This window comes from Pseudoalteromonas sp. CO109Y, from assembly GCF_004208935.1.
In the GTDB taxonomy this organism is placed as follows: Bacteria; Pseudomonadota; Gammaproteobacteria; order Enterobacterales; family Alteromonadaceae; genus Pseudoalteromonas; species Pseudoalteromonas shioyasakiensis.
In genome coordinates this window covers 57,588-70,298 of sequence record NZ_SGPD01000005.1, presented here as the reverse complement: position 1 = coordinate 70,298, position 12,711 = coordinate 57,588, and the positions used below count along the sequence as shown (strand labels likewise).

12 protein-coding genes, 1 tRNA gene and 1 riboswitch are annotated in these 12,711 nt (G+C 44.0%); of the genes, 3 read left to right on the top strand and 10 right to left on the bottom strand.

Going from position 1 to position 12,711, the window contains the following annotated elements; all coding sequences use genetic code 11:
- Position 1 precedes the first annotated feature (1 nt).
- Both EXT43_RS00920 and orn read right to left on the bottom strand, forming a co-directional pair.
- A tRNA-Gly gene (locus EXT43_RS00920) sits at positions 2-74 on the bottom strand.
- A gap of 193 nt (positions 75-267) precedes the next feature.
- Positions 268-813 carry an oligoribonuclease gene (gene orn, locus EXT43_RS00915; RefSeq protein ID WP_054554138.1) on the bottom strand — a complete coding sequence of 182 codons (546 nt, stop codon included), beginning with the start codon at positions 811-813 and terminating at the stop codon, positions 268-270.
- 122 nt (positions 814-935) lie between these two features.
- Between orn and rsgA the strand changes: the two genes are divergently transcribed.
- Together rsgA and asd are read left to right on the top strand one after the other, a co-directional pair.
- On the top strand, positions 936-1,994 hold the full coding sequence (gene rsgA / locus EXT43_RS00910; RefSeq protein WP_058585944.1) for a small ribosomal subunit biogenesis GTPase RsgA: 1,059 nt from the start codon (positions 936-938) through the stop codon (positions 1,992-1,994).
- Between the two features lie 18 nt (positions 1,995-2,012).
- Entirely contained in the window at positions 2,013-2,879 is an 867-nt protein-coding gene (gene asd, locus EXT43_RS00905) for an archaetidylserine decarboxylase (RefSeq protein ID WP_171037145.1), read from the top strand.
- A gap of 64 nt (positions 2,880-2,943) precedes the next feature.
- On the opposite strand, the gene EXT43_RS00900 is transcribed toward asd, so the two are convergent.
- The 8 genes from EXT43_RS00900 to EXT43_RS00865 form a co-directional block, all read right to left on the bottom strand.
- Positions 2,944-3,699 (bottom strand): HesA/MoeB/ThiF family protein, encoded by a 756-nt coding sequence (locus tag EXT43_RS00900; RefSeq protein ID WP_130166176.1) that lies wholly within the window; start codon positions 3,697-3,699, stop codon positions 2,944-2,946.
- Between the two features lies 1 nt (position 3,700).
- A complete protein-coding gene (gene thiE, locus EXT43_RS00895; protein WP_130166175.1) occupies positions 3,701-5,224 on the bottom strand; it encodes a thiamine phosphate synthase in 1,524 nt (507 codons plus the stop codon).
- A 15-nt stretch (positions 5,225-5,239) separates the two neighbouring features.
- Entirely contained in the window at positions 5,240-6,022 is a 783-nt protein-coding gene (locus EXT43_RS00890) for a thiazole synthase (protein WP_130166174.1), read from the bottom strand.
- A 1-nt stretch (position 6,023) separates the two neighbouring features.
- The gene (gene thiS / locus EXT43_RS00885) at positions 6,024-6,221 is read right to left on the bottom strand and encodes a sulfur carrier protein ThiS (protein ID WP_058585948.1); all 198 of its coding nucleotides are present in this window, start codon (positions 6,219-6,221) and stop codon (positions 6,024-6,026) included.
- Positions 6,222-6,229: 8 nt separating this feature from the next.
- Positions 6,230-7,234: an FAD-dependent oxidoreductase gene (locus tag EXT43_RS00880; protein ID WP_130166173.1), complete on the bottom strand. Its 1,005-nt coding sequence runs from the start codon at positions 7,232-7,234 to the stop codon at positions 6,230-6,232.
- A 73-nt stretch (positions 7,235-7,307) separates the two neighbouring features.
- A complete protein-coding gene (thiC, locus tag EXT43_RS00875; protein ID WP_062566545.1) occupies positions 7,308-9,260 on the bottom strand; it encodes a phosphomethylpyrimidine synthase ThiC in 1,953 nt (650 codons plus the stop codon).
- Between the two features lie 145 nt (positions 9,261-9,405).
- Positions 9,406-9,507: riboswitch (TPP riboswitch) on the bottom strand.
- Between the two features lie 64 nt (positions 9,508-9,571).
- A complete protein-coding gene (locus tag EXT43_RS00870) occupies positions 9,572-9,931 on the bottom strand; it encodes an META domain-containing protein (RefSeq protein ID WP_283206515.1) in 360 nt (119 codons plus the stop codon).
- Between the two features lie 166 nt (positions 9,932-10,097).
- A complete protein-coding gene (locus tag EXT43_RS00865; protein WP_054561129.1) occupies positions 10,098-10,487 on the bottom strand; it encodes an acyl-CoA thioesterase in 390 nt (129 codons plus the stop codon).
- Between the two features lie 123 nt (positions 10,488-10,610).
- On the opposite strand from EXT43_RS00865, the gene EXT43_RS00860 reads away from it, so the two are divergent.
- A complete protein-coding gene (locus tag EXT43_RS00860; RefSeq protein WP_062566547.1) occupies positions 10,611-12,710 on the top strand; it encodes a TonB-dependent receptor in 2,100 nt (699 codons plus the stop codon).
- The last annotated feature ends 1 nt before the right edge of the window (position 12,711 follow it).

Below are 12,711 nucleotides of genomic sequence, written 5' to 3'. Positions count from 1 at the left end.
GAGCGGCACACGAGGCTCGAACTCGTGACCTCAACCTTGGCAAGGTTGCGCTCTACCAACTGAGCTAGTGCCGCTTTAAAGTAGTCAGTAATTTGTCCGTTGTCGCACAACCTGTAGGTTGCGGTAAACGTTCTGGCAACTGAGCTAGTGCCGCAAATTATAACTTTCAACTATAAAAGTTTAGCTAAAGACACACTAACCCCGCGGGGGTTAACGTCTTAAGCGGGGCAGGATTCTACAATAATCCGATGTGTTTGCAAATGTTTTTTACAAATTAAAGAATTTTTCTTGGTAAACCTTTAATTCCATGATCGAATCTTTGATATCGTCGAGGGCTAGATGTGAACCTTTTTTGTTCACTTGCGCTAATACGTCCGGTTTCCAGCGACGTGCAAGCTCTTTAACTGTACTCACATCAAGGTTACGGTAGTGAAAGTAGTCTTCCAATTCAGGCATGTATTTATTCATAAAACGGCGGTCTTGGCCGATAGAATTACCACACATAGGTGAAGCACCCGCAGGTACCCATTGCTTTAGAAATGCCAATGTTTGATCAATAGCATCTTGCTCAGTGAATGTGCTTGCTTTACAACGAGCTGTTAAACCAGATTGACCGTGCTGAGTCGTGCACCACTCGTCCATGCCATCAAGCAGTTCATCGCTTTGATGAATAGCAATAACAGGGCCTTCAGCCAAGATGTTTAAATCACTGTCGGTGACAACAGTGGCAATTTCGAGTATTTTATCTGTTGCTGGTTCGAGGCCTGTCATTTCCAGGTCGAGCCAGATAAGATTTGATTTATGAAAAGACATAGTTACCTTAGCGGTGCTTTCCTTTAGATCCAACGCATTTAGATATATCATATTAGTATCATCAGTCGACCTAAAGCTTTTTTTTCAAAAAGCCCGACATTTACTCAAGTTATAGGCCAAAAGTGGCAAAACAAAAGAAATTAAGTAAAGGCCAATCGCGTCGAATTAAGGCCAATCATCAAAAACGCCTCTCTAATGCAGACAAAAAGCAACAGAAAGGGGCAACTGTGCAATGGCAAAATGACAATTTAGGCCCTGCCGAAAATGCGGTTGTGATCAGTCGATTTGGCCAACATGCCGATATCGAAACCGAATCAGGCGAAGTATTGCGCTGTAATATACGCAGAACAGTATCGAGCCTTGTTTGTGGTGATGAAGTTATTTTTCGCCGTGCAAAAGTTAGCGAAGGCGACTTAGCTGGCGTTATTGAAGCAACCCATGAGCGTCGCTCACAACTAACGCGCCCTGATTTTTATGACGGGGTGAAAGTCGTCGCTGCCAATATCGACCAAATTTTAATGGTCTCTGCGGTATTGCCTGAGTTTACACCAAACATTATCGACCGCTATTTAGTTGCCTGTGAAGACATGGGTATTGAGCCTATTTTAGTGCTTAATAAAATAGATTTAATTGACGATGAAGGCCTTGCTTTTATTGATGAAATTCTCGATATCTATCGTGAGCTAGGTTATCAAGTACTATTAGTCAGTAATAAAACCGGTCAAGGCATTGCTGAGCTTAAACAAAAACTGGTCGATAAAAACAGCATTTTTGTTGGTCAAAGTGGTGTGGGTAAATCAACCTTAGTGAACACGGTACTGCCTGATGCTGACATCTTAACCCAAGAAGTCTCTGAGAACAGCGGCCTTGGTCAACACACAACAACCGTATCGCGATTACACCATTTACCAAGTGGTGGTAACCTAATCGACTCACCGGGAATTCGTGAGTTTGGCTTATGGCATTTAGATGTTGAGCGCGTTACATGGTGCTTTAAAGAGTTCCGTGATTTTATTGGTGGCTGTCGTTTTCGCGATTGTAAACATTTAAACGATCCTGGCTGTATAATTCGCCAAGCTGTTGATGATGGTGAAATTTCAGAACTTCGTTTTGACAGTTACCACCGAATTTTAGAAACTATGGCCGACGGCCGTGCTGGTGCACGCGCTCCTCGCGTATAACTATTTAGGAAATAACAAGTGAGTTTAGATAAATTCAAAATTGCTATGCAATATGCCATGCCAAAACATTTCATTTCGCGCATGGTTGGCAAATTAGCAGCAGCAAAAGCGAGTGGCTTAACAACGGCCTTAATTAAATTGTTTATCAAACAATACAAAATTGATATGAGTGAGGCTAAATACCCAGATCCAGCTCATTACAAAACTTTTAATGAGTTTTTCACTCGCCCATTAAAAGAAGGTATTCGTCCACTTGCTGAAGAAAGCGACATTATTGCTCACCCAGTTGATGGTGCAATTAGCCAATTAGGCGATGTAGTAGACGGTCAAATCATCCAAGCAAAAGGCCATGACTACAGCTTACAAGCCCTCCTTGGTGGCAAAGAAGAAGACACAGCGCCGTTTTTAGGCGGTAAGTTTGCGACTATTTATTTAGCGCCTAAAGATTACCACCGTATTCACATGCCTGTTGATGGTACGCTGAGCAAAATGATCTACGTACCGGGTGATTTATTTTCGGTAAACCCGTTAACAGCACAAAATGTACCTAACCTATTTGCTCGTAACGAGCGTGTTGTGGCTATATTTGAAACTGAAATTGGCCCGCTAGCCATGGTACTTGTAGGTGCAACAATTGTTGCTAGCATCGAGACTATTTGGGCAGGCACAGTAACGCCACCAGCAGGTAAAGATGTATTTAGTTGGAATTACCCAACTGAAGGTGACAATGCGATTACTCTGAAGAAGGGTGAAGAAATGGGTCGCTTTAAGTTAGGCTCTACCGTTATTTTAGCCTGGGGAGCAAATCAAGCTGAGTTCTTATCAGATCAACACCCAGAAACAGTGACCCGCATGGGCACACCATTTGCGAAAATTAACGACTAATAAGTTCAATTAAGCAAACCACTTGAGCAATAGTGGTTTGCTTAAAATTCACTATAAATCGCACCTATACCCCACGATTACACTCTAAACATTCACTATCTTTTTGAATATTAAAGCACTGCTGCATTAGTGTTAGCCCATCAAATTGAATAAACTCGCTACCCGTTTTATGGCCAAGCAATATATTGATAGCCAATAAACTTTGCATGCTCCCCATAACACCCAGCAACGGGCTCAATACTCCTGCATTGTCACAATTAAGCGCTGTTTGCTCCTCCGTTTGTGGGAATATACAGCCATAGCAAGGACTCTGTTCATCACGAAAATCAAAACTCATCACCTGCCCCTGCGTTGCAATAGCGGCAGCTGATACAAGTGGGATAGATTTAGCTAAACAATAGCCATTAACCAAATAGCGGGTAGCAAAGTTATCACTGCAATCGAGGATGATGTCAGCACCTTCAAGTAGCTCAGCACAGTTACTTTCATCAAGCTTTTGGCATAGAGGTTTAACCGTTATTTGATTATTTAAACTGCTTAACACCTTGGCAGCCGCCTGTGTTTTTGCCTGCCCCATGTGGTTTACTTTATAGAGTATTTGTCGCTGTAGATTTGAAAGCTCAACCTTATCGTCGTCAATCAAAGTGAGCGTCCCGATTCCTGCAGCCGCTAAATAAAACAATGCCGGTGAGCCAAGCCCACCCGCTCCGACAACCACAATATGTGCAGTTTTTAACTTTTGCTGCCCTGCATGCCCCACCTCTTTGAGTAGCAAGTGGCGGCTATAACGAATTTGCTCTTTGTCGCTTAACGCGCTCATATTATGACTGACCTTCGACCAGCTGTTTTAACTTGGCAATGGCTGCTTGGTAGTTTTCGGCTTCAGTAATCGCACGTACTACTGCAACACTGCCAACACCCGTGCTCGCAACTTGCTCAGCACGAGATAAGTCAATTCCACCAATCGCGACCGTTGGATAATCGGCCATCAACGGCACAAATTTTTCGAGCTTTTCTAAGCCCTGAATTTGCCCAGTCATGTCTTTAGTGGTGGTTGGATAAATAGCACCAAACGCCATATAACTTGGTCTGTAATTATGTGCACGCAGCATCTCATAAAAGCCATGAGTCGATACACCTAAGCGTAACCCCGCCTCTTTTATGGCAATTAAATTAGCGGTTTGTAAGTCTTCTTGTCCTAAATGCACACCATAAGCACCGTGCTTAATCGCCAACTGCCAATAATCATTGATATACACCTGCGCATCGTACTTCTGCCCCAGCATAACCGCACTTGCAATCGACTCATCAAGTGCTGCATCGTCTGCATTTTTCATTCTTAATTGAACTGTTTTAACCCCTTCGGCTAAACACTTCTCTAACCAATCAACCGTATCTACAACGGCATACAGCCCAAGCTGTTTAGAGTCGCACTCGGCAAAGCCTGCTGCCATGGTAAAATCAACCGGGCAATCAAAGTCGAGCTCATCACCGAGCCAACTTCCCGCCTCGATGACTTGTGGGTAATCTGCTAGATTTGTTGGAAAGCAAGTGTGTGCAACAGGTCCAATCCCTTCACCATATCGAATGGCTGCTTTTAAACCTTGGTTTATATAGGCTTTCGCTAAAATAAAGGCATCTTTGAGTGGATACTGTTTGGCTAAACACGCAGCAATCACAGAGGCCATACTGCATCCAGTACCATGACTATGCGGAGTTTGAATTTTTTCGTTACCAAGCCAATATTCCTGCTCACCTTGCACGCAGTAATCAATGCAATAGCCACTTGGGTAATCCCAATGCCCCCCTTTGATGATCACCGCTTTTGCACCATAGCCTGTTAACTTCTCTGCGGCTTCTTTCACTGCGCTTGGGCCAATCAAGTAAACACCGGTTAATAGCTGCGTTTCGTGGGTGTTCGGTGTTACAACATCGACTAATGGCAATAAACACTCTTTGATGGCACTAAGAGTATCTTCTTCTGTTAATAAATCACCACTTGAGGCAATGGCAACCGGATCATAAACAACCAAAGGCGGCTCTGCCCAAGTTGCTTTGTAATGTTTTAAATGCTCACTAATAAGCTGTATTTGCTGCACATTGGCAAGCATGCCAATTTTAATCACACTGGCAGGCATATCACTGGCTAAGGCTAATAGTTGCGACTCAATCACTTCTGTTGATATCGGGTTAAGTGCTTCTACACCTAGACTATTTTGTGCCGTTAAAGCAGTAATAACTGTGCAGCCATGTACGTTAAAACTTTGCATTGCTTTGATATCGGCTTGAATTCCTGCACCGCCGCCCGAATCTGAGCCAGCTATGGTCCATACAACCTGATTCATGTTATTCCTCACATTTTATTCTTGATGCCAAAATGGCATACCGAGCGTCGGCGTTGATGGGCTTGCTACGTCTTTTTCTGGCATCGCTTTAGCCAAATAGCTATATCGTCCCGCCTCAACCGCACTCTTAAACGCTTTACTCATCATTACTGGGCAACCTGCACCCGCAATTGCCGAATTTAATAATACGGCATCATACCCTAATTCAAGCGCTTGGCAGGCATGAGATGGTAAACCTAAGCCTGCATCAACAATTAAAGTATGGTTTGGCAAGCGCTCACGGATCATTTTTAAGTTATAAGGATTCAGCAAGCCTTTACCCGTGCCAATCGGTGCGCCCCAAGGCATTAATACTTCGCAGCCTAAATCAGCGAGGCGCTGACACAGCACTAAATCATCTGTGCAATAAGGTAAAACTTTAAAGCCATCGGCCAATAAAATTTTAGTGGCTTCAAGCAATGCGATTGGATCGGGCTGTAAATTATATTCATCACCAATTAGTTCTAACTTGATCCAGTCAGTGGCAAATACTTCGCGGCACATTTGCGCCAAGGTCACCGCCTCTTTTACGCTATGACAACCCGCCGTATTCGGCAGCACCTTTAACCCAGTGTTTTTTATCAATTGCCAAAAATCATCACCCGCAGCAGCGCTTTGCTGGCGTCTTAATGAAACGGTGACAATCTCAGCCTGTGAGGCCACTATCGACTCAGTCATAACACTTGGCGAAGGGTACAGTGCTGAGCCAATCAGTAACCGACTCGTAAATTGCTCACCATAAACCGAAAAATTATCCATCTTAGCCTCCTTGAATTGGCGACAATAACTCAATGCTGTCGCCTTCGTTGAGGGTTTTAGCATCGCATTGACTGCGGGGTACAAAGTCACCATTAACGGCAACCGCAAATGGCGGTCTTGCGCCAAACTGGCTCAACGCCTGAGTGAGCGATGTATTCTCGCTTACTGTAACTGACTGACCATTAATTAAAATATTCATTTTTATCCTTAAGCAATTAAGCTCACTGCGTCATCAACCACTTTAGGCGCAAGTAGATAGCCATGACGGTACAAGCCATTAATACTGATCACTCGACCTTGTTTTGTGACTTTCGGGCGGTTGTCTGCAAACGCTGGACGAAGCCCTGATTGCAAGCTCTCGATACGCCCTTCAGCAAAGCCGCTATGCACCGTATAAGCAGCAGACAATAACTCCAGCGCCGAGCGCACGGTGACTTTACCGCGGTCTTGCGATTCGATTTCAGTCGCACCAATCACAAATTGATGGTTTGGCTTAGGAGCAATATAAATTGGGTAACGCGGATGCATCAGTCGTATCGGTCTGGTTAGGTTCACCTCTGGTGCATATAAGCGCGCCACCTCCCCTCTTACTCCACGCAGTAAGGGTTCAGCCTGTTTTGCACCTAAACCGCGACAATCAAATACATAATCAAAGCTTTGGCCATTCACTTGATGAGCGTTCAATTCAACTTTACAGCCAAAGTTAAATTGCACTCCTTGCAAGGTAAGCTTTTTAAAACTAGCGCTATAAAATGCTTGGTTATCGAGTTGCCCTTCACAAGGTAAATACACACCTTGGTGGAACCGCCCAGCTAGTTCTGGCTCAAGATCAGCGATTTGAGTGCCGACCAATGTCTGTGCCTGGTAGCTTTCAAGCGGTTTCAAGCGGCTCACAAAACTTTGCAAATCGCCCTTATCTTGCTGATGAGCAACCACTAAGCTGCCTGTTTGTTGAAAATACACAGCGTCATCGAGCTCACTTAGAATTTGCTGCCAACGCGTGATGCTATTAAGCCCTTGTATGGCCAAATCCTGTTCACACAGGACTGATTCTGCAAGGGGGGCTAACATCGCTGCAGCAACGCTGCCGGCACTGTTGCTAGCATGTTCATCATCTTGCTCAAACACACTTAACTGATGCTCTTTAGCAAGTGCTAATGCAGTTAAACGGCCAGTTAAACCAAAACCCAGTATCGCTATCTTTAAAGACATAAACTTTCTAGGCGCTAGGCTCTAGGCCCTAGGTAAAAACCCAGAGCCCATCGCTGATGCCTAGCTCCATCAATTAAACTGCTTTATGGTAAATCTCAGAGCCTGTTTTTTTGAACTCGTCTGATTTCGCTTTCATTTCGGCTTCAACATCAACCATTTTGATTTCGATAGCATCGCCTACGTTATTTGGATCGATACCTCTTGCTTCAAGATCTTTGGCGTAATCACGTACTTCTTGAGTGATCTTCATCGAGCAGAACTTAGGGCCACACATAGAGCAGAAATGTGCAATCTTGCCTGATTCTTGTGGCAATGTTTCGTCGTGATATTCGCGGGCGCGTTCTGGGTCTAAACCTAGGTTAAATTGGTCGTGCCAACGGAACTCAAAGCGTGCTTTTGATAATGCGTTGTCACGCTCTTGCGCACCTGGGTGACCTTTTGCTAAATCGGCAGCATGGGCAGCAATTTTGTAAGTGATTAAACCTTCTTTAACGTCTTCTTTGTTTGGTAAGCCTAAATGCTCTTTAGGGGTTACATAACAAAGCATAGCGCAGCCGTACCAAGCAATTTGCGCAGCGCCAATACCTGATGTGAAATGATCGTACCCCGGTGCAATATCCGTGGTTAATGGACCAAGCGTGTAAAACGGTGCTTCTTCACAGTGTTTAAGCTGCTCTTCCATGTTCTCTTTGATCATATGCATTGGCACATGGCCAGGGCCTTCGATGAACACTTGCACATCATGTTTCCAAGCAAGTTTTGTCAGCTCACCTAAAGTACGTAATTCGCTGAACTGGGCTTCGTCATTAGCGTCAGCAATAGAGCCCGGACGCAAGCCATCACCTAATGAAAAACACACATCATACTGTTTTAAAATTTCACAGATTTCTTCAAAGTGCGTGTATAAGAAGTTTTCTTTATGGTGCGCTAAACACCATTTCGCCATGATAGAGCCACCACGCGAAACAATACCGGTAACACGCTTTGCCGTCATCGGCACGTAACGCAGTAATACCCCAGCGTGAATAGTAAAGTAATCAACACCTTGCTCTGCTTGTTCAATCAAGGTATCGCGGAAAATCTCCCACGTTAGGTCTTCAGCCACACCATTTACTTTTTCAAGCGCTTGGTAAATTGGTACGGTACCAATTGGCACTGGCGAATTACGTACCACCCATTCACGGGTTTCGTGAATATAGCGACCCGTTGATAAGTCCATTACCGTGTCGGCGCCCCAACGAGTCGACCACACCATTTTTTCTACTTCTTCTTCGATTGATGATGTGACCGACGAATTACCAATATTCGCGTTCACCTTAACTAAGAAGTTTCGGCCGATGATCATCGGCTCAGTTTCTGGATGGTTGATGTTGTTAGGAAGCACGGCGCGGCCACGGGCAATTTCATCACGCACAAATTCAGGGGTAATAAAATCAGGAATACTAGCGCCAAACGATTCGCCTTTGTGCTGGGCCGCAAGTAACTCTTCACGAACTTTAGCGCGTCCCATGTTTTCACGGATCGCCACATATTCCATTTCAGGCGTCACAATGCCTTGTCGCGCATAATGCATTTGCGTTACGTTTTTACCGGCTTTTGCACGGCGGATCTTTGGTAGGTGTTCAAAGCGGATATGATCTAACCCTTCATCTGCCATTCGCTGTTGAGAAAATTGCGAAGTCACTGAGTCTAAAATTTCAGTGTCGCCGCGGCTTTCAATCCACTTTTCACGGTATTTCTCAAGACCCTTGCGCACATCAAGTTGAAAATCTGGGTCAGTGTATGGGCCCGAGGTATCGTAAACACGAATTGGCGCGTTAGGCTCAAATACTGGGTTTTCTTCTGTACCACCGATGAAGGTATCGCTGAGGGTGATTTCACGCATCCCTACTCGTACATTGTCTTGTGTACCTTCTACATAAACTTTATGAGAATTAGGAAACGGTTGCCCCGTTAAGTTATAAATATAATCTGATGCAGCCGCGCGGACTTCGCGGCGAGATGGTTTAGTTGTTGTGTTTGACATGACTTACCTCATTGCTTTAAGGGTTGTCTTGTCAGATATTGCAAATGCAATAGAGAGTGGCAAACGCCATTGGATCGTCAATAAGCTAAGTGCTTACTAGTGCAGCCTGTACCGCTTATGCCCCAAAAATTTGGCGCACAAGCGCCCAGTGAGGCAGCTTGTTCCCTACGCAGGTGTTAGCCTGATCAGGTTCACGGATCCCGCTTTCGCGATCTCAGCCTTATTAAAGGCACTCCGACAAGTATAAATTCGTTTCTTTTAAAACGCCCTGAGTGTACGTCAGTTAAAAACTTGCTGCAAGCTCAGCTACTTTAGTTTTTTGCAATGAAGGTAAAGTGGTGCTCACCTTGCAAGGTCAGTTGCTCAGCAGTTAAAGTAATGGCCGCACCTTCTTTTAGCGTTGACAGTAATTGCTGCTCAAGCGCATCAACTTGCTCACCACAAGATTTACGCGTCATACCTAACTTATTTACTGTTAGCGTATCTTCGCTGAGCGCACCTTCACCAAAAAATTTATTACAGCCAGCAAAGCCGTTAACCTGCATCGCTTCGATAAAACGCAGCGAGGCTGTTTGGGATACAGGAATGGCTAAACCATTCACTTTTGATAATTGCCACTGTGTATATTTTAATTGCTCACTAGTGACTGTCCCTGTCGATGAGCAGCCCATGCAAAATAATACTAAAAGGAGGGGCAAGGCTACTAACTTCATATTTTTTTACGATTCAAATTTCAATGTAGTAATAATAACAACATTTAACGCAATTGATCGTTAAAAAAACATGTTTTATCTGTAAAAAATTGTTCTAAGTTAGCTTTTTAAATAACAACGCAGACTATTTGAATAAGTTATCGACTTCTTCTGGTAAAAAAGGACGACCTTTTTCATTTACCGACGTGCCAATCACCAAAGCTTGCAGCATCACTTTATCGTCATGTTTACGATACACCGTTTGCCTAAAAGCAAACTTTAAACGGCTGATACGCTCAGGCTCAACTGCAACGTAAAACTCATCGCCCGGCACTAGTGATGCCTTGTAATCCATTTCGCTTCGCAGCACGACCAGGTTTACTTTTTCTCTTGCTAGCTTTGCAAAGTCGATACCTTGAGCATGTAAAAACTCATGGCGAGCATGCTCTAGGTAATTAAAATAAACACTGTTATTAACAATGCCTTGTAAATCACACTCATAATCACGCACTTTAAAGTCTACTTTAAAGGTCATAGTCGTATTCCTAATCAATTTACGTATAATTGCCTGCGTTTATACCATAAAAATTGATTTTATAGCCATTTGGCTAGCTAGGTTGCTAGAATAGCAGTCCCGAAAATGGAGTTAAGAATCCGCATGAAACGACGTTTATCATTATTATCTGCTGCCATCCTGCCTTTATTCGCAGCATCTTCAATTGCTTACGCTGAAGACGGTGATCTAGAAACGATTGAAGTTACCGGTGATTTCAAAAGAGAAAGCATTCAAACCCTTAGTGCCAGCGCAAGCTTGTTTTCAGATCATGAAATCAATCAACGTGGTGCAAAGTTTTTAGATGAGATGCTTGCTAGTGCAGCGAATGTAAACTTTACCTCTGGTGCATCTCGTGGTCGTTTCGTGCAAATTCGTGGTGTTGGTTTACGCTCACAGTTTGTTGACCCTATTAATCCTTCGGTTGGCTTAGTGATCGACGGTATTAACTACTCTGGTTTAGGCGGCAGTTCACTGTTATTTGATATCGACCAAGTTGAAATTTATCGCGGCCCACAAGGGACTCGCTTTGGTGCTGATGCCTTAGCTGGCATGATTCAAATGGAATCTGCAACACCCACTCTTGACCCAAGTGTGAAAATACAATTAGGTGCTGGCAACTACAACAGCTATGAAGCAGGTATAGCCGCAGGTACGGGTATTACTGACGACACAGCAGTACGCGCCAGCATTTATCAACGTGAATCGGATGGCTATGTTGAAAACCGTTATTTAGGTGAAGATACCCAGCAACAAGATGAGCTTGTTTCTCGCTTTAAGTTACACAGCCAATTGACCGATCATCTGCGTACTGAACTGAATGTACATTACATCGATATAAATAACGGCTATGACGCATTCACACTAGATAACAGCCGTTACAGTGTTGCTGATGAGCCAGGCCAAGACAACCAAGAAAGCATTGCGGTTGGCCTAGCAAACATATACACCGGCTTTGACTTTTTTGATGTTAGCTTAAACCTATCTGGTATCGACAGCGAGCTGTTATACAGCTATGACGAAGACTGGGTGTGTAATGATGAAGCCCAACCTGAATTATGTGCCGCTGGCTTACATGATTGGGGTTATAGCTCAACAGATGCTTACTTTCGCGATCGCCAAGATCAAGCGGCTGAGCTGCAATTTAGTGGTAAATCTGGTGAGTGGGTCGCAGGCATTTACTATCAAGGCCGCGAAGTTGACTTAGAACGTCAATACACTTGGCTTGCGCAACCATTTGCATCAACTTATGAAACCAGCAATATTGCTGCATACGGTCAATTAGCAACACCTATCGGCCCAAAAACAACCTTAATTACGGGTTTGCGTGTTGAGCAGTATCAGGGCGACTACACCGACAACAACGGTTTTATTGAAGAAACCGATGATGTCATGGTGGGCGGTAAGCTTGCACTTGAATACCAAGTCATTGATCGCACCATGATCTACACTAGCATTACTCGTGGCTATAAAGCTGGCGGTATTAACTCTGAAGCGTTAGCAAAAGCAAAAGACGAAGGCTTAAACCTAGATGCTGATTTCTTTGCTAATCACACATCATTTGCCCCTGAATACCTATGGAGCGGTGAGTTTGGTGTGAAAGGAAGCTCTTTGGACGATAAGTTTGTGTTACGTCTTGCCGCTTTCTATATGTACCGCGAAGATATGCAGCTAAAATCGTGGCAAGTTGAAGGCCAAAAATTCACAGGTTATATCGATAACGCCAGCTCTGGCGAAAACTATGGTTTAGAAATTGAAGGCAGCTTCCAAGCTACTGACAATTTACTACTAACGGGTAGTGCAGGTTATCTACATACAGAAATCAATGACTTTGTTGCGCAATCAGGCCTAGATCAAGATGGTCGAGATCAAGCACAAGCTCCTAAATACCAATATGCATTCACTGCGCGTTATAACTTTACGCCAGCACTTTATGCATCAATTGGTGTAGAAGGCAAAGACGATTACTACTTCTCTGACAGCCATAACTCACAAGCACCAAGCACTAATTTAGTGAATGCTTCATTTGGTTATGAAAGTGATAATTGGAGCATTAACGCATGGGCACGTAACTTATTTGACGAAGACGTACCGACTCGTGGTTTTGAGTTTGGTAACGATCCATTAGACGGTTACACCACTCATACATACACACAACTTGGCGAACCTATGGTTGCCGGTGTGACATTTATTTACGAGCTATAAG

Coding starts and splice junctions, on each gene's coding strand:
- EXT43_RS00870 (WP_283206515.1), bottom strand. CDS start 9,931: ATGGGCTGCTCATCGACAGGGACAGTCACTAGTGAGCAATTAAAATAT.
- thiS (WP_058585948.1), bottom strand. CDS start 6,221: ATGAATATTTTAATTAATGGTCAGTCAGTTACAGTAAGCGAGAATACA.
- EXT43_RS00900 (WP_130166176.1), bottom strand. CDS start 3,699: ATGAGCGCGTTAAGCGACAAAGAGCAAATTCGTTATAGCCGCCACTTG.
- EXT43_RS00865 (WP_054561129.1), bottom strand. CDS start 10,487: ATGACCTTTAAAGTAGACTTTAAAGTGCGTGATTATGAGTGTGATTTA.
- EXT43_RS00880 (WP_130166173.1), bottom strand. CDS start 7,234: ATGTCTTTAAAGATAGCGATACTGGGTTTTGGTTTAACTGGCCGTTTA.
- orn (WP_054554138.1), bottom strand. CDS start 813: ATGTCTTTTCATAAATCAAATCTTATCTGGCTCGACCTGGAAATGACA.
- EXT43_RS00890 (WP_130166174.1), bottom strand. CDS start 6,022: ATGGATAATTTTTCGGTTTATGGTGAGCAATTTACGAGTCGGTTACTG.
- thiC (WP_062566545.1), bottom strand. CDS start 9,260: ATGTCAAACACAACAACTAAACCATCTCGCCGCGAAGTCCGCGCGGCT.
- EXT43_RS00860 (WP_062566547.1), top strand. CDS start 10,611: ATGAAACGACGTTTATCATTATTATCTGCTGCCATCCTGCCTTTATTC.
- thiE (WP_130166175.1), bottom strand. CDS start 5,224: ATGAATCAGGTTGTATGGACCATAGCTGGCTCAGATTCGGGCGGCGGT.